The sequence below is a fragment of the Photobacterium sp. GSS17 genome, from assembly GCF_028621875.1.
Taxonomy (GTDB): Bacteria; Pseudomonadota; Gammaproteobacteria; order Enterobacterales; family Vibrionaceae; genus Photobacterium; species Photobacterium ganghwense.
Window position 1 is genome coordinate 588,920 of record NZ_CP117517.1, and the last position, 16,982, is coordinate 605,901.

Consider the following 16,982-nt stretch of genomic DNA (forward strand, 5'->3'; position numbering starts at 1 on the left):
AAACGATGTCTCACCTTAATTACAACCACCTCTATTACTTCTGGATGGTCTGCAAACAGGGCTCAGTCACGAAAGCTGCCGATGCACTGTTTCTCGCCCCTCAAACAGTAACTGGCCAGATTCGGGCGCTGGAAGAGCGACTCAAGGGCAAGCTGACAAAACGGGTTGGACGTAATATCGAACCGACTGAACTCGGCCAGCTGGTTTTCAAGTACGCGGATAAAATGTTCGACCTCAGCTATGAAATGCTGGATATCGTCAACTATACCCAGCGGGAAAACCTGCTGCTGGAGGTTGGGGTGGCAGATGCCTTGTCAAAAAGGCTGGTCAGTAAGGTGCTGATGGAGGGCCTGCCGGAAGACGAGCGTATTCACCTGCGCTGTTACGAATCTACCCACGAAATGCTGCTTGAGCAGCTGTCCCAGCACAAGCTGGATATGATTTTGTCTGATTGTCCTGTCGACTCCAGCCAGAGCCCTGGCCTGTACAGTAAAAAGCTGGGCGAATCGAGCATGAGTTTCTTCTGCTCCGATACTGATAAAGTCCAGAATTTCCCTGCCTGTATCGAAAATTACAAATTACTGATTCCGGGGCGGCGTACCGCGATGGGGCGGAAGCTGCACCACTGGTTTGATCGCATGGGAATCACCCCCAATATCCTTGGCGAGTTTGATGATGCGGCGCTGATGAAAGCGTTTGGCTTGTACCAGAAATCGATGTTTGTTGCCCCGTCCATTTATGCCGCAGAGCTGGAAGAGGGTAATCAGAACATTCACGAAGTGAAGCGGGTGAGGGAAATAAAAGAAGAGTATTACGTGATTTTTGCTGAGCGGATGATCATGCACCCGGCGGTAAAACGTATTTGTGAGGCAGATTTTAGGAAATTGTTTAAATAAGGTTGAGCTGATTGCTGTAATTATCACCACCTTCTGCTAGAAAACCCCGTAGTTTTTAAGTATATTAGCATTAACTAAACTTAGTGAGTGGTAGCAGTATGGAACTACAGCAAATGGAGCAGAACGCTCCGAAGGCGGTAGCCCTGCTTAAAGCCATGGCCAACGAACGGCGTTTGTTCATTCTGTGTTATTTGCTGGAAGAAGAAATGTCGGTCGGCATGATGAGTGACAAGCTGGGGCTAAGTCAGTCGGCCTTGTCGCAGCATCTGGCCTGGCTACGGCGCGATGGATTGGTTGAGACACGCAAGGAAGCACAGACGGTGTACTATCGTCTGAAAAGCGATGAAGTCAGATCAATGATTCAGCTTTTGCACAAGATGTATTGTCATGTTGAATGACTTTCCGCGGAGAGCGGATATAAAAAAACCGGCTAATGCCGGTTTTTTTATTGAATCAAAGGGCTCAAATTACAGAGCTTTGATTTTAGCAGCAAGACGAGCTTTGTGACGTGCAGCTTTGTTTTTGTGGATCAGGCCTTTAGTAGCCATACGATCCATAACAGGTTGCATTTCAACGAAAGCTTGAGTTGCAGCTTCTTTGTTGCCAGCTTCGATAGCAGCAACAACTTTCTTGAAGAAAGTACGCATCATAGAGCGACGGCTAGCGTTGTGCTTACGACGTTTCTCTGAAGTGATCGCACGTTTCTTAGCAGATTTGATGTTTGCCAAGGGTATAACTCCAAAACTTGGTACGGTGACAATTTAAGGCCGAGGACTATGCCTGTTAAACCGAAGATTGTCAAATGATTTGTGCAAATAACCGCCGAACCAATTGAATTGGCACTTGCGGAATAACACGGTTAATATGGCGGCAGATTTTACCAGCATTTGGACTCGGAAGTCACCTTTTGCGTCCATCTTTAAGAGGTTTTTTTTTGTGAGCAAGCGTCTTTTGCGCTCAGGGCTGATTGTCAGCACCATGACACTGGTCTCCAGAGTGCTTGGTTTGGTCCGCGATGTGGTCGTCGCAAATCTGATGGGGGCCGGTGCCGCCGCGGATGTGTTCTTTTTTGCTAATAAAATTCCTAACTTTCTGCGTCGATTATTTGCCGAAGGTGCTTTCTCGCAAGCCTTTGTTCCGGTTTTGACCGAATATCATGCCTCTGGGGATATGGATAAGACGCGGCAGTTGATTGCGCGGGCTTCCGGAACTCTGGGTGGGATTGTGACTCTGGTTACCTTGGTGGGTATCCTGGGCTCCGGGGCCGTCACTGCGCTGTTTGGCTTCGGCTGGTTTCTTGACTGGGTAAATGACGGTCCGGCGGCGGCGAAATTTGAGCTGGCCAGTTTGCTGCTGAAAGTGACCTTTCCGTATCTGTGGTTTATCACGTTCGTCGCGCTGTCTGGAGCCATTTTAAATACGCTGGGTAAGTTTGCGATCTCTTCCTTTACCCCGGTGTTTCTGAATGTCGCTATTATTGGTTGTGCTTGGTTCCTGTCTCCGCAACTGGAGCAGCCGGAGCTGGGACTGGCGATAGGGGTCTTTCTGGGCGGGCTGATCCAGTTTCTGTTCCAGTTGCCTTTCCTTAAGAAAGAGGGATTGTTGGTGCGCCCGCAGTGGGGATGGCACGATCCAGGCGTGGTGAAAATCCGCAAGCTGATGCTGCCTGCGCTGTTCGGGGTGTCAGTCAGCCAAATTAACCTGCTGCTGGATACCTTTATTGCCAGTTTCCTGATGACCGGCTCAATCAGCTGGCTCTATTATTCCGACCGCCTGTTGGAATTCCCGCTTGGGCTGTTTGGGATCGCCATTGCGACGGTGATCCTGCCGGCGCTGTCGCGCAAGCATGTCGATGAAAGCCGTGAGCAGTTTGCACACACCATGGATTGGGGCGTGCGTATGGTGCTGCTGCTTGGGATTCCGGCCATGCTCGGCATGATGATACTGGCCAAGCCTATGCTGATGGTACTGTTTATGCGGGGCGAGTTTGGTGTCTATGACGTGAACCAGTCGGCGCTGTCGTTGTGGGCGATGTCGGCCGGTCTTTTGAACTTCATGCTGATCAAGATCCTGGCCCCGGGCTACTACGCCCGTCAGGATACTAAAACGCCAGTGAAAATCGGTATTATCGCCATGGTCAGTAACATGGTTTTCAACGGCATGCTTGCCCCGTTCTTTGGCTATGTCGGGTTGGCGATGGCAACCGCGCTGTCGGCGCTGGTTAATGCAGCGCTGCTCTATCGTGGGCTGCACCGGGAAGGCGTGTACCAACTGACCAGTGAAACGCTGTGGTTCGTTGCGCGACTGGCACTGTCTGGCGCTGTGATGGTGGCGGTACTGCTGTGGATGCTGCCGGGGATGCAGCAGTGGCTCGACTGGTCACTGGCACATCGTGCGCTGTGGCTGGCAGGTTTAATTGGTGCCGGTGCCATGGCATATGTGATATCGGTCATCGCGCTGGGTGTTCGTCCGCGTCACCTGCGTACTGCTGGCTGAGGAAACTACCTCTCTATTTTATAGGTGCAGATTTCGGTTCTGGCGCTGGCTCTGATGTTGGTGTCGTTGGGGTATGCCCTCAAACTGAAACGGGCCAATCGAAAGACACAGATAGGAGGCGGGGGAGAGAAACACACGTAAACTGGCTATAAAATAGTCAGTTTATGATTCAAATTGGTATGATGGGTTCAGAGTAGTATATAATCCGTCAGTTTTTCACTCTGCGAAACTGAAAAAAGACGCATGGAATTAATCCGAGGAATACATAACATCAAACCCAGTCACCACGGTTGTGTGCTGACAATTGGTAATTTTGATGGGGTACATCTGGGGCATCAGGCTGTGCTGCGTAATGTCATGGCTGAGGCGATCTCGTTGGGCCTACCAGCGGCCGTCATGAGTTTCGAACCCCAGCCTCAGGAGCTGTTTGCCGGGGATAATGCGCCGGCGCGGTTAACCCGTTTTCGCGACAAGTACTTACAACTGAAGCAAGTTGGGCTTGACCGTTTTCTGTGCGTTCACTTCAATCATCACTTTGCCAGCCTGACAGCAGAAGATTTTGTCCGCCGCTTGTTGGTTGAGCAATTGGGTGTTAAGTTTCTGGTAGTTGGCGATGATTTTCGCTTTGGTAAAGGCCGAAGCGGAGATTACGCGTATCTGCAGGCTGCCGGCAGGCAATACGGCTTTACGGTAGTCAGTACGCAGAGTTTTTGTGTCTCACAGCAGCGTGTCAGCAGTACCGCTATTCGCCAGGCTCTGGCGGAAGACAAGCTGGAACTGGCTGAGTCCATGCTAGGGCGTCCGTTTAGTATCTCCGGGCGCGTCTCCCATGGGCGGAAACTGGGACGGACAATCGGATTTCCGACTGCGAATGTCCCGCTCAAACGCCGGGTATCACCGGTGTCCGGCGTCTATGCTGTCGAGGTGTATGGTGTCGCGGCGACGCCACTTCCGGGTGTGGCCAATGTCGGCCGACGACCTACCGTTAACGGGGTTCGTCGCCAGCTGGAGGTCCACCTGTTTGATTTTCAGTCTGATCTTTACGGAGCCCAGATTGAAGTCGTGTTGCGGCATAAGCTCCGCGACGAAAAAAAGTTTGAATCATTTGATGCGTTGAAAGCACAAATTGAGCGTGATGCCCAGTCCGCACGGGTGTGGCTGGCTGAGCGAAATAATGTCCAACTTCGTCCAAGTAACGGAATCGAGAATCAATGAGCGACTATAAAGATACCCTGAACCTGCCTGAAACAGGGTTTCCGATGCGAGGCAATCTAGCTCAGCGTGAGCCAGCAATGCTTAAGCGTTGGTACGATGAAGATCTTTACGGTGAAATCCGTAAAGCCAAGAAGGGTAAGAAATCCTTCGTATTACACGATGGCCCTCCATACGCCAACGGTGATATTCACATTGGTCACGCGCTAAACAAGATTCTTAAAGACATTATTATTAAGTCAAAGACGCTGTCTGGCTTTGACGCACCATATATTCCTGGCTGGGACTGTCACGGCCTGCCTATCGAACTGATGGTAGAGAAAAAAGTCGGCAAACCGGGCCAGAAAATCACGGCGGCAGAGTTTCGTGAAAAATGCCGTGAATACGCTGCGGGTCAGGTAGAAGGCCAGAAAGAAAGTTTTATGCGCCTGGGTGTACTGGGTGAGTGGGACAAGCCGTACCGCACGATGGACTTCGGTACTGAAGCCAACATTATTCGCTCGCTGGGCAAAATTGCTGACCAAGGCCACCTGCTGAAAGGCTTCAAGCCAGTACACTGGTGTACTGACTGTGGTTCAGCGCTGGCTGAAGCTGAAGTGGAATATAAAGACAAAGTTTCACCTTCTATCGACGTGCGTTTCAAGGCCGTGGATGAAGCAGCTACCGTAGCGAAATTCCATTGTGCTGATGGCCACACCGGTGAAGGTGATGTATCTATCGTTATCTGGACCACCACGCCATGGACCCTGCCAGCAAACCGTGCAGTGGCGGTGCGTGATGATCTGGAATACGTACTGATTCAGGTTGAAGGTGAGAAGAAAGAACGTCTGATCATGGCTGCCGAGCTGGCGAAAGACGTGATGGATCGTGCCGGTATTGAGCACTACCACAACCTGGGCTTCTGTAAAGGGGCTGATCTGGAGCTGGTTCGTTTCCAACACCCGTTCTACAGCTTTGATGTACCGGCGATTCTTGGCGATCACGTTACGACTGAATCGGGTACAGGTGTCGTACACACTGCTCCTGGCCACGGTCAGGAAGACTTCGCGGTGGGTCAGAAATACGATCTGGAAGTGGCGAACCCTGTGGGCAGCAACGGTGTATATCTCCCTGACACTGAACTGTTTGCTGGTCAGCACGTATTTAAAGCCAACGATGCCGTGGTCGAAACGCTGAAAGAGCACGGTGCGCTGCTGCACCACCATGCGTACGAGCACAGCTACCCGCACTGCTGGCGCCACAAAACGCCAATCATCTTCCGTGCAACGCCACAATGGTTCGTATCAATGGATCAGGCTGGCCTGCGCGCGAAAGCGCTGGAAGAAATCAAAGGCGTTCAGTGGATGCCTGAGTGGGGTCAAAGCCGTATCGAGTCAATGGTGGAAGGTCGTCCGGAGTGGTGTATCTCACGTCAGCGTACTTGGGGTGTGCCAATTGCCCTGTTCGTTCACAAAGAGACGCAGGAACTGCATCCGAACACAGCTGAACTGATTGAGAAAGTGGCTCAGTTGGTTGAGCAGAAAGGCATTCAGGCTTGGTGGGATCTGGATCCGGCTGTGCTGATGGGTGACGCCGACGCGGCAAATTACGAGAAAGTGCTGGATACGCTGGACGTATGGTTCGATTCCGGTGTGACTCACTTCTCCGTGGTTGACAGCCGAGAAGAGTACCATGGCAACAGCGCCGATCTGTACCTGGAAGGTTCTGACCAGCACCGCGGTTGGTTCCAGTCTTCGCTGATCTCATCGGTAGCGATGAAAGGCAAGGCACCGTACCGTCAGGTTCTGACTCACGGTTTCGTGGTGGATGGCCAAGGCCGTAAGATGTCTAAATCTATCGGTAACGTAGTTGCGCCAAAAGATGTGACCAACAAGCTGGGTGCTGACATCCTGCGTCTGTGGGTTGCTTCAACCGACTACACTGGTGAAGTTGCCGTTTCGGATGAAATCCTGAAACGTTCTGCTGATGCGTATCGTCGTATCCGTAACACCGCACGTTTCTTCCTGGCGAACCTGAGTGGCTTTAACCCGGCGACCGATTGCGTAGCGGCGGAAGACATGGTGGCACTGGATCGTTGGGCGGTAGGTCGTGCGGAAGCGGCACAGGCTGACATCATCAAAGCCTATGACGAATACAACCTGCACGCTGTAACTCAGCGTCTGATGCACTTCTGTTCCATCGAGATGGGCTCTTTCTATCTCGATGTGATCAAAGACCGTCAGTACACAGCAAAACTTGGCGGTCACGCACAACGTAGCTGTCAGACTGCACTGTTCTACATTATCGAAGCGATGGTTCGCTGGATGGCACCAATCATGTCGTTCACGGCCGATGAAATCTGGAACGAGATGCCGGCTGCGCAGGGTAACGGTGAGTCGCGCGAGAAGTTTGTCTTCACTGGTGAGTGGTTCGAAGGCCTGTTTGGTCTGGCGGACGGCGAAGCGCTGAACAACGAATTCTGGACTGAAATCCAGAAAGTACGTGGTGCAGTGAACAAGCTGCTGGAGTCTGCCCGTAACGATAAAGTGATCGGTGGCGCTCTGCAGGCAGAAGTGACACTGGCTGCTACCGCTGAACTGGCGGCGAAGCTGAATCTGCTGGAAGACGAGCTGCGTTTTGTGCTGCTGACGTCTAAAGCGCAAGTGGTCACCGTTGACAGCAAGCCGGAAGACGCGCAGGAAACTGACGTAGATGGTCTGTATGTGATTGTGAAAGCGTCTGAAGCTGCGAAGTGTGACCGTTGTTGGCACCACGTTGCTGATGTTGGCACAATCGCAGGTCACGAGTCTATCTGTGGCCGTTGTGTCAGCAACGTTGAAGGTGATGGCGAAGAGCGTAAGTTTGCCTGATGAGTGATTTATCGTCTGAGAACAAGCTGTCGTTGAAACAATCGGGAGTCCGCTGGCTATGGCTGGCGGCTCTGGTGTTCATCGTGGACATTGCCAGCAAGCTGGTGGTCATGAATACCATGGAGTACGGATGGCCTAACCGCATCGAACTTCTGCCGTTTTTCAACCTGCTGTACGTTCATAATTACGGGGCCGCATTCAGCTTTCTGAGCGACGCCGGTGGCTGGCAGCGTTGGCTGTTCACAGCGATCGCTCTGGGGGTTTGTGCGTTACTGGTTTTCTGGATGCGCCGCTCGCCGGCATCCAACAAGCTGGCGAACAGCAGCTACGCGATGATTATCGGTGGTGCGCTGGGTAACCTGTTTGATCGGATGTATCACGGCTTTGTGGTGGATTTCCTGGACTTTTATGTCGGGAATTATCACTGGCCGGCATTCAATATTGCCGATACGGCAATCTGCATCGGTGCAGGCCTGATTATCATCGAAGGCCTGATTGACGATAAGAAAAAGCAGCCGGTTAAGCACTGATCGCCTCCTTGGCTAAGATAACCCTGAGCGCCGTCCGTTGATACGGGCGGCGCTTTGTTGTTAAATGGGCGGGATAAAACATGCCCGGCGACAAAGAAGCCGTCGTTTCCCTGCGCGAAAACCGCCTGTGAGAGAAACGAAAACCGGTGCGCTGCCGCTGCAATGACGCAGCCTGTGCTGCCGGGTGGATAACGAATGAACGCAAAAGGACCCTACATGTCGGTGATTACGGAAAACAGCGAAGTACTGATGCATTTTGCCATCAAACTGGAAGACGGCTCAGTGGCGGATTCCACCCAGGCAATGGGTAAACCGGCCAAGTTCCGGATGGGCGACGGCAGCCTGACCGAAAATTTTGAAAGATGCCTTTTAGGTCTGACCCAGGGCGAAAAAAGCAGCTTTGAGCTGGAACCGGAAGATGCCTTCGGGATGCCGAATCCGGATAACATTCACCATATTGATCGGACCCGCTTTGGTGCTGAAGCCCCGGCGGAAGTCGGCAACATTATCGCATTTGCCGGTCCGGACGGGCAGGATATTCCGGGCATCATTACGGATGTAACCGGTGATTCTGTGACTGTCGACTTTAACCATCCGCTTGCCGGGCAGCGCGTGACTTTCGATGTGGAAGTCGTTGCCATTGAAAATTAAGAGCAGCTAGCAATGAAAATCTTACTCGCAAACCCCCGTGGTTTCTGTGCCGGTGTTGACCGCGCGATCAGTATCGTCGAGCGTGCGCTGGAACTTTACCAGCCGCCAATCTACGTTCGCCATGAAGTTGTCCATAACCGCTTTGTGGTGGAAGGGCTGAAGCAGCGCGGCGCGATTTTTGTCGAAGAGCTGCACGAAGTGCCGGATGACAACATCGTGATCTTCTCTGCTCACGGCGTGTCGCAGGCGGTTCGCAACGAAGCCAAGGCCCGTAACTTGACAGTGTTTGACGCAACCTGTCCACTGGTTACCAAGGTCCATATGGAAGTTGCCCGCGCCAGTCGCCGGAATATGGAAGTGGTGCTGATTGGCCACGCCGGCCATCCGGAAGTGGAAGGCACTATGGGGCAGTACGCGAGTGAAACCGGCGGCATGTATCTGGTCGAGAAACCAGAGGATGTGGAAGGGCTGCCGGTTAAAGACCCAAGCAACCTGCATTACGTCAGCCAGACCACTCTGTCTGTTGATGAAACGGCAGATGTGATCAACAAACTGCGGGAAGTGTTCCCGGAGATTCAGGGCCCGCGCAAAGACGATATCTGTTACGCGACTCAGAACCGCCAGGATGCCGTGCGTGAAATGGCCGCCGATGTTGATGTGATGATTGTGGTGGGGTCTAAAAACTCTTCTAACTCAAACCGCCTGCGTGAACTGGCTGAAAAGCTTGGTACTCCGGGTTACCTGACTGACTGCGCCGAGGATATCGACAGCAGCTGGTTTATCGACAAAGGCAAAATTGGCGTTACCGCAGGGGCCTCGGCACCAGAAGAGCTGGTTAATCAGATCATCGCCCGTATTCAGGCGCTGACCGGCGCGGAAGTGGAAGAGCTGACTGGCCGTGAAGAAAATATGTTTTTTGAAGTGCCGCGCGAGCTGCAGGTCAAAAACGTCGGCTGATTGAGCTCAGCCTGGCATTAATCCGAGCCCCGGCCAGTCGCCGGGGCTTTTTTTATCTGTCTCAACAGGCTACATTGGGAGACACCGAAACGAATTCACCCAGGGAGAAATTACGCAATGGTAAGAATTGCGATTGCTGGTGCGGCAGGACGCATGGGCCGCCAGCTGCTGAAAGCGACACACCTGTCTGAGCAGGCACAACTAGGCGCTGCCACAGAGCGTCCGGAGTCTACACTGGTTGGTGTGGATGCTGGCGAACTGGCCGGTCTGGGACCGGTATCCGTGACTATTGTTGATGATCTGGCGAAAGCCGTGGATGACTTTGATGTATTGATCGACTTTACGGCGCCGGTGGCGACGCTGGCGAATCTGGCCTTCTGTAAGCAGCATGGCAAAAAGATTGTGATCGGTACAACCGGTTTTACCGAGCAGGAGCGCGAGCTGATCGATGAAGCCGCCAAGACGACGCCGATTGTGATGGCACCGAACTATAGCGTCGGGGTGAACCTGGTGTTTAAGTTGCTTGAGAAAGCCGCCAAAGTGATGGGTGACTACTGTGACATTGAGATTATTGAAGCTCATCACCGTCACAAGGTTGATGCGCCGTCAGGCACGGCGATTGGCATGGGTGAAGCGATTGCCGGGGCCATGGGTAATAAACTCAGTGACGTGGCTGTCTACGCCCGAGAGGGGATCACTGGTGAGCGCCGTCGTGATGAAATCGGCTTTGCCACTATCCGTGCCGGTGACATTGTGGGTGAGCACACAGCGATGTTTGCCGACATTGGTGAGCGGGTAGAGATCACGCATAAGGCGACCGATCGCATGACCTTCGCCAATGGTGCTGTGCGAGCCGCCGCCTGGCTCAATGAGCGTCAGCCTGGCTTCTACACCATGCAGGATGTATTGGGACTGGATCAGCTGTAACCAGGTACCTTCCGACACAGATATCCCCAAACACACCCGATCAAAGGCCGTGACAGACGTAGTTTCTCTTTTCAGGGAGACTCGTTTGTCGCGGCCTTTTTGTTTTACGGCTTCTCAATAGCAATGCAAAAAATACCTTTAGGGTATTCGTGGCGATGATTTACTCAGTATGTTTTGCATAAATAGTTAAATTTTATCTGTGGTTATGGTGTTTGCGTCAAAGTCTGCCGAGTATGGTGTTTTCGTGGTTCAATCTTGGCTTTTTGTGGGCTTGTGGTTGGTTTCTGTGGTCTGGTCATCAAAATATTGGGTTATCTTTGGGTTTTTTGACGGTTTTGAAGGTGGGTTATTTTCTTTTAACATTCCAAGAAAAAGCAAACGATAAAATTTTTCCTGGTGTACGGGGTTGAATGGAAATACAGGACTTTTCTTGCTCTTTTGTCAGTCTCGATGCGTAATTTGGGTCAGTTGGCTGTAATCTTGTATTAATTTATTGTGAAAGGTTGACAGCGCAAACGGTCATCTCTAGAATGCGCGCAATTTGTCAAAAATGCGCTTGACTCGGCTTTTGACTTTGTATGGAATGAGTAACTGAAAATTTATTTGTTTCTATTGCATTATTATTATTCTTGGAGGTTGTCTTGAGTAAATCAGCGCTGTTAGTCCTGGAAGATGGGACAGTGTTCCACGGCGTGTCCATTGGGGCAGATGGTTCGGCCGTTGGTGAAGTTGTTTTTAATACCTCGATGACGGGGTACCAAGAGATCCTCACCGACCCTTCTTACTCTCAACAGATCGTTACTCTTACCTATCCCCACATTGGCAATACCGGAACGAATTCCGAAGACGAAGAATCCTCCTCCATCCACGCTCAAGGCCTGGTAATCCGCGACCTCCCTCTTATCGCTTCCAACTTCCGTAGTCAGCAAACCCTTTCTGATTACCTGAAATCCCAGAACATCGTTGGCATCGCTGACATCGACACCCGCAAACTGACTCGTCTGCTGCGTGAAAAAGGCGCGCAGAACGGCTGTATCATGGCGGGCGACAACCTGGATGAAGCGCTGGCACTGGCAAAAGCGAAAGATTTCCCGGGCCTGAAAGGCATGGACCTGGCGAAAGTGGTCTCAACAACGGAAATGTACGAGTGGAAGCAAGGTTCGTGGACGCTGGAAGGCGGGCTGCCTGAAGCGCAGGATGACAGCGAGCTGCCATACCACGTCGTCGCGTATGACTTCGGTGCCAAGCGCAACATTCTGCGCATGCTGGTTGACCGTGGCTGTCGTCTGACTGTCGTTCCGGCGCAAACGTCGGCAGAAGACGTGCTGGCTCTTAAGCCGGACGGTGTTTTCCTATCAAACGGACCGGGTGACCCGGAGCCATGTACCTATGCCATCGAAGCGACCAAAGTGTTCCTGGAAAAAGGCCTGCCGATTTTCGGCATCTGTCTGGGCCACCAGATTCTGGCTCTGGCCAGCGGGGCGAAGACCGTTAAGATGAAGTTTGGTCACCACGGTGCCAACCACCCGGTTAAAGACCTAGATCGCAACGTCGTGATGATTACTAGCCAGAACCACGGCTTTGCAGCTGACGAAGAAACATTGCCGGACAATCTGCGTGCCACCCATAAGTCACTGTTTGACGGCTCCCTGCAAGGGATTCACCGCACTGACAAACCTGCGTTCAGCTTCCAGGGCCACCCTGAGGCGAGCCCGGGTCCGCACGACGCGGCACCACTTTTTGATCACTTTATCGAACTAATCAAACAGCACAGCGCCTAAGCCGGAGTAGTAAGCAATGCCAAAACGTACTGACATTAAAAGTGTTCTAATTCTGGGTGCTGGCCCAATCGTTATCGGTCAGGCATGTGAGTTCGACTACTCAGGTGCACAGGCTTGTAAAGCCCTTCGTGAAGAAGGCTACCGTGTCATTCTGGTGAACTCGAACCCGGCCACTATTATGACTGACCCGGAAATGGCTGATGCGACCTACATTGAGCCAATTCACTGGGAAGTGGTCCGCAAGATCATCGAGAAAGAGCGTCCTGACGCTGTGCTGCCGACCATGGGCGGCCAGACTGCACTGAACTGTGCGCTGGATCTGGAACGTCACGGCGTATTGGCTGAGTTCGGCGTTGAGATGATTGGTGCGACAGCAGATGCTATCGACAAGGCGGAAGACCGTTCTCGCTTTGATGCGGCGATGAAATCCATTGGTCTGGAATGTCCGCGCGCTGATACCGCGAAAACCATGGAAGAAGCCTATAAAGTGCTGGATATGGTGGGCTTCCCATGTATTATCCGCCCGTCTTTCACCATGGGTGGTACCGGTGGCGGTATTGCGTATAACAAAGAAGAGTTCGAAGAAATCTGTCGCCGTGGTCTGGACCTGTCACCGACTAACGAGCTGCTGATTGACGAGTCGCTGATTGGCTGGAAAGAGTACGAGATGGAAGTGGTTCGTGATAAAAACGACAACTGCATCATCGTCTGTGCTATCGAAAACTTCGATGCAATGGGCATCCATACCGGTGACTCTATCACGGTTGCTCCGGCGCAAACCCTGACGGATAAAGAATACCAGCTGATGCGTAATGCTTCGCTGGCGGTTCTGCGCGAAATCGGTGTTGAAACCGGCGGTTCAAACGTACAGTTTGGTATCAACCCGAAAGATGGCCGTATGGTTATCATCGAAATGAACCCGCGTGTGTCGCGCTCTTCTGCTCTGGCATCAAAAGCAACAGGCTTCCCGATTGCGAAAGTGGCGGCGAAACTGGCCGTTGGTTTTACGCTGGACGAGCTGATGAACGACATCACAGGTGGCGCAACACCGGCCTCGTTCGAGCCAACCATCGATTACGTCGTAACGAAGATCCCACGCTTTAACTTCGAAAAATTTGCCGGTGCTAACGACCGTCTGACCACGCAGATGAAGTCCGTGGGCGAGGTGATGGCGATTGGCCGTAACCAGCAGGAATCTCTGCACAAAGCGCTGCGCGGTTTGGAAGTTGGTGCCACAGGTTTCGATGAAATGGTTGACCTGGATGCGCCTGATGCACTGACTCAAATCCGCCACGAGCTGAAAGAGCCGGGTGCAGAGCGTATCTGGTACATCGCTGACGCTTTCCGTGCCGGAATGTCGGTCGACGGTGTTTACAAGCTGACAAACGTTGACCACTGGTTCCTGGTTCAGATTGAAGAACTGGTGAAAATGGAAAACGAAGTCAAAGAAGGTGGCTTTGCCGGTCTGAACGCGGATGTACTGCGTAAGCTGAAACGTAAAGGCTTTGCGGACGCGCGTCTGGCGAAACTGCTGGGTGTGGCGGAGTCTGAAATCCGCAAACTGCGTGACCAGTACGACATCCACCCGGTGTACAAGCGCGTGGATACCTGTGCGGCTGAGTTTTCCTCAGACACGGCTTACATGTACTCATCTTACGATGACGAATGTGAAGCGCAGCCGACCGACAAAGATAAAATCATGGTGCTGGGTGGCGGCCCGAACCGTATCGGCCAGGGTATCGAATTTGACTACTGCTGTGTCCACGCATCGCTGGCACTGCGTGAAGACGGTTACGAAACCATCATGGTGAACTGTAACCCAGAGACGGTATCGACTGACTACGATACGTCTGACCGTCTGTACTTTGAGCCTGTGACTCTGGAAGACGTTCTGTCTATCGTTCGTGTCGAGAAGCCAAAAGGCGTTATCGTGCAGTACGGTGGTCAGACTCCACTGAAACTGGCTCGCGCTCTGGAAGCGGCGGGTGTGCCGATTATCGGTACCAGCCCGGATGCGATTGACCGTGCTGAAGACCGTGAGCGTTTCCAGGCGGCTGTTGAGCGTCTGGGCCTGAAGCAACCAGATAACGCAACTGTTACTGCGATTGAGCAAGCGGTTGAGAAATCGAAAGAAATTGGCTTCCCGCTGGTGGTTCGTCCTTCTTATGTACTGGGCGGCCGTGCGATGGAAATCGTGTACGATGAAGCAGACCTGCGTCGTTACTTCAATGAAGCGGTCAGCGTTTCTAACGAATCTCCGGTACTGCTGGACCGTTTCCTTGATGACGCAACTGAAGTTGACGTGGATGCGATTTGCGACGGTGAGCGCGTGGTTATCGGCGGTATCATGGAGCACATCGAGCAGGCAGGCGTTCACTCCGGTGACTCAGCCTGTTCTCTGCCGGCTTACACCCTGAGCCAGGAAATCCAGGACGAAATGCGTCGTCAGGTTGAGAAACTGGCGTTTGAGCTGGGCGTGCGTGGTCTGATGAACACCCAGTTTGCGGTGAAAGACAACGAAGTGTACCTGATTGAGGTGAACCCACGAGCGGCCCGTACCGTGCCATTCGTTTCGAAAGCCACAGGTGCCCCGCTGGCGAAGATTGCTGCGCGCGTTATGGCTGGCCAGTCTCTGGAACAACAGGGCTTTACCAAAGAGATCATTCCACCGTACTACTCGGTGAAAGAAGTGGTGCTGCCATTTAACAAGTTCCCTGGCGTTGACCCGCTACTGGGCCCTGAGATGCGCTCAACTGGTGAAGTCATGGGTGTGGGCGACACGTTTGCCGAAGCCTTTGCCAAAGCCGAATTGGGCTGTGGCAAAGTGAAGCAGGAAAAAGGACGCGCACTGCTGTCAGTTCGTGGTAACGACAAGCAGCGTGTTGTCGACCTGGCTTCCAAGCTGATCAAACTGGGCTACGAGCTGGATGCTACACACGGCACCGCGGTCGTACTGGGTGAAGCTGGCATCAACCCGCGTCTGGTTAACAAAGTACACGAAGGTCGTCCTCATATTCTTGACCGTATCAAGAACAATGAGTACACCTACATCGTGAACACTGCGGAAGGCCGTCAGGCGATTGAAGACTCGAAAGTACTGCGTCGCGGCGCACTGGCGGAGAAGGTGAACTACACCACGACGCTGAACGCTGCCTTCGCAACCTGCATGTCCTGGACAGCAGATGACCGTAACAAAGTGACGTCTGTTCAAGAGCTGCACGCGCGCGTGAAAGCGCACATCGCGTAGTAGCTGACTGATTTTGATGTACACACAGCCCGCTCTATAGAGCGGGCTTTTTTATGGTTCTCACAGGGCAATAAAATCCTGATGAAAATTTGACACTTTTGTCCTGCGGCTCTATTGAACTGCTAACTGAATCGCGTACAATTAGCGCGTCGCATAAGCGACTTGATGATTTATTGGAGACTTCAATGAACGATACCGACCATCCCCCGAGTATGAAGGTGGAAAATCAAACCTGCTGACGGTGTCGGTCTCTCATTGTCCGAACCCGGTTCCTCAGGTTCGGAAAAGTCTGTTCTCATTTTTATCCTGCTGATAAGTTTTTTGACACACTCTTCCCCGGTTTTCCCCATTCTTTCTCTGTATTGAATTGCATCAGCCTGCCCCTGTTTCAGGTATCAGGCCGTGGCACTGTTGTGCCTTGGTGTCCGCTGCTTTAATGGTGGCACTGTGCGATTCAGGTGGTCGTTACCCAAGCTGTCTGTGTGACAGACGGCATTGCCAATCGGGAGATTCGCCATGGCGGTAATGAACTATGCAGCGCATGCTGCTGATACAAATAAACCTTTTGTACATACTGATATTCTGGCTGCTCGCAATGCACTGCTGAAATACGATCTATCGGAGCAGGCTGCACTGCTGGTCAAAATGCCTCTTTCTGAGGCGATTGCAATCTTGCATGAAGTTCCGCTGCGTCATGTTCAGACGTTGTTGGATCTGCTGGATGAAATGGATGAAGAAGTGTGTATGCGCCACCTGGCTAACGGTCTGGGCTTGATCTGCTCGGAAGCCGAGCCGGCCGGGCACTATTTGAAAAACAGCGTATTCAGCCATGTGCGCGAGCGGATCGGCTGGATCGTCGGGCTGGCACTGCTCGGCATTGTGTCCGGGCTGATCATTTCGCATTACGAGGACACATTGAGCCAGCTGGTGCTGCTGGCGATTTACATGCCGGTGATTGCCGCGGCGGGCGGGAATACCGGCTCTCAGGCTGCCACGTTGGTGGTGCGGGCTCTGGCAATGGAAGAGATACATTGTCGGGACTGGCTGAAAGTGCTGTGGAAAGAATTCCGGGTGGCGATGGTTGTTGCTGCGGTACTGGCGACAGTAATCGTTGGCCGGGTGTTGCTGTTCAGTGACAGCACTGTACTGCCGGTGGGAATGCAACTGGCGGATATTGCTTTGGCGATCGGGATTGCCATTGCCTTACAGGTGGTGTTGTCTACCACCGTCGGCGGGGTACTACCGATGATTGCCCGGGCGTGCAAACTGGATCCGGCAGTACTGGTCAGCCCGGTGCTGGCATCCGTGGTCGATATTACCGGGATGGTGATTTACTTCACCACGGTGAACTCAGTGCTGGGGCTGGCCTAGCTAACCGTTTTATCCAGTTCACGACCATCCGGTTTGAGCAATAAAAAAGCGAGAGGTTCTGCCTC

The 16,982-nt window shown here is 52.6% G+C and carries 13 protein-coding genes; 12 read left to right on the plus strand and 1 reads right to left on the minus strand.

The window, feature by feature from the left end; all coding sequences use genetic code 11:
- Window positions 1-5 precede the first annotated feature (5 nt).
- Together nhaR and PGW97_RS02710 are read left to right on the plus strand one after the other, a co-directional pair.
- Window positions 6-896 carry a transcriptional activator NhaR gene (gene nhaR / locus PGW97_RS02705; protein ID WP_047886480.1) on the plus strand — a complete coding sequence of 297 codons (891 nt, stop codon included), beginning with the start codon at window positions 6-8 and terminating at the stop codon, window positions 894-896.
- 98 nt (window positions 897-994) lie between these two features.
- Entirely contained in the window at window positions 995-1,294 is a 300-nt protein-coding gene (locus tag PGW97_RS02710; RefSeq protein WP_047886481.1) for an ArsR/SmtB family transcription factor, read from the plus strand.
- Between the two features lie 69 nt (window positions 1,295-1,363).
- On the opposite strand, the gene rpsT is transcribed toward PGW97_RS02710, so the two are convergent.
- Window positions 1,364-1,624 (minus strand): 30S ribosomal protein S20, encoded by a 261-nt coding sequence (gene rpsT, locus PGW97_RS02715; protein WP_047886482.1) that lies wholly within the window; start codon window positions 1,622-1,624, stop codon window positions 1,364-1,366.
- Window positions 1,625-1,832: 208 nt separating this feature from the next.
- Between rpsT and murJ the strand changes: the two genes are divergently transcribed.
- From murJ to PGW97_RS02765, 10 genes are all read left to right on the plus strand, one after another.
- Entirely contained in the window at window positions 1,833-3,392 is a 1,560-nt protein-coding gene (murJ, locus tag PGW97_RS02720) for a murein biosynthesis integral membrane protein MurJ (RefSeq protein ID WP_277991773.1), read from the plus strand.
- Between the two features lie 243 nt (window positions 3,393-3,635).
- Entirely contained in the window at window positions 3,636-4,607 is a 972-nt protein-coding gene (gene ribF / locus PGW97_RS02725; RefSeq protein WP_273858564.1) for a bifunctional riboflavin kinase/FAD synthetase, read from the plus strand.
- Window positions 4,604-7,453, plus strand: a complete 2,850-nt coding sequence (gene ileS, locus PGW97_RS02730) for an isoleucine--tRNA ligase (protein ID WP_273858566.1) — start codon at window positions 4,604-4,606, stop codon at window positions 7,451-7,453. The genes ribF and ileS overlap by 4 nt, the downstream gene beginning before the upstream one ends.
- Window positions 7,453-7,983, plus strand: a complete 531-nt coding sequence (gene lspA / locus PGW97_RS02735) for a signal peptidase II (RefSeq protein ID WP_047886485.1) — start codon at window positions 7,453-7,455, stop codon at window positions 7,981-7,983. The genes ileS and lspA overlap by 1 nt, the downstream gene beginning before the upstream one ends.
- A gap of 216 nt (window positions 7,984-8,199) precedes the next feature.
- Complete coding sequence (gene fkpB, locus PGW97_RS02740; protein WP_047886486.1) at window positions 8,200-8,634, plus strand: FKBP-type peptidyl-prolyl cis-trans isomerase; 435 nt, start codon at window positions 8,200-8,202, stop codon at window positions 8,632-8,634.
- A 12-nt stretch (window positions 8,635-8,646) separates the two neighbouring features.
- The gene (gene ispH, locus PGW97_RS02745; RefSeq protein WP_047886487.1) at window positions 8,647-9,591 is read left to right on the plus strand and encodes a 4-hydroxy-3-methylbut-2-enyl diphosphate reductase; all 945 of its coding nucleotides are present in this window, start codon (window positions 8,647-8,649) and stop codon (window positions 9,589-9,591) included.
- A 117-nt stretch (window positions 9,592-9,708) separates the two neighbouring features.
- On the plus strand, window positions 9,709-10,518 hold the full coding sequence (dapB, locus tag PGW97_RS02750) for a 4-hydroxy-tetrahydrodipicolinate reductase (protein ID WP_047886488.1): 810 nt from the start codon (window positions 9,709-9,711) through the stop codon (window positions 10,516-10,518).
- A gap of 641 nt (window positions 10,519-11,159) precedes the next feature.
- A complete protein-coding gene (gene carA / locus PGW97_RS02755) occupies window positions 11,160-12,299 on the plus strand; it encodes a glutamine-hydrolyzing carbamoyl-phosphate synthase small subunit (protein WP_207103334.1) in 1,140 nt (379 codons plus the stop codon).
- A gap of 16 nt (window positions 12,300-12,315) precedes the next feature.
- A complete protein-coding gene (carB, locus tag PGW97_RS02760; RefSeq protein WP_047886490.1) occupies window positions 12,316-15,546 on the plus strand; it encodes a carbamoyl-phosphate synthase large subunit in 3,231 nt (1,076 codons plus the stop codon).
- A gap of 516 nt (window positions 15,547-16,062) precedes the next feature.
- A complete protein-coding gene (locus PGW97_RS02765; RefSeq protein ID WP_047886491.1) occupies window positions 16,063-16,917 on the plus strand; it encodes a magnesium transporter in 855 nt (284 codons plus the stop codon).
- Window positions 16,918-16,982 lie beyond the last annotated feature (65 nt).

What these genes read in the sequence shown, in the direction of transcription:
- nhaR (WP_047886480.1), top strand. Translation starts at nt 6, where the DNA reads ATGTCTCACCTTAATTACAACCACCTCTATTACTTCTGGATGGTCTGC.
- PGW97_RS02710 (WP_047886481.1), top strand. Translation starts at nt 995, where the DNA reads ATGGAACTACAGCAAATGGAGCAGAACGCTCCGAAGGCGGTAGCCCTG.
- ribF (WP_273858564.1), top strand. Translation starts at nt 3,636, where the DNA reads ATGGAATTAATCCGAGGAATACATAACATCAAACCCAGTCACCACGGT.
- ileS (WP_273858566.1), top strand. Translation starts at nt 4,604, where the DNA reads ATGAGCGACTATAAAGATACCCTGAACCTGCCTGAAACAGGGTTTCCG.
- lspA (WP_047886485.1), top strand. Translation starts at nt 7,453, where the DNA reads ATGAGTGATTTATCGTCTGAGAACAAGCTGTCGTTGAAACAATCGGGA.
- fkpB (WP_047886486.1), top strand. Translation starts at nt 8,200, where the DNA reads ATGTCGGTGATTACGGAAAACAGCGAAGTACTGATGCATTTTGCCATC.
- ispH (WP_047886487.1), top strand. Translation starts at nt 8,647, where the DNA reads ATGAAAATCTTACTCGCAAACCCCCGTGGTTTCTGTGCCGGTGTTGAC.
- dapB (WP_047886488.1), top strand. Translation starts at nt 9,709, where the DNA reads ATGGTAAGAATTGCGATTGCTGGTGCGGCAGGACGCATGGGCCGCCAG.
- carB (WP_047886490.1), top strand. Translation starts at nt 12,316, where the DNA reads ATGCCAAAACGTACTGACATTAAAAGTGTTCTAATTCTGGGTGCTGGC.
- PGW97_RS02765 (WP_047886491.1), top strand. Translation starts at nt 16,063, where the DNA reads ATGGCGGTAATGAACTATGCAGCGCATGCTGCTGATACAAATAAACCT.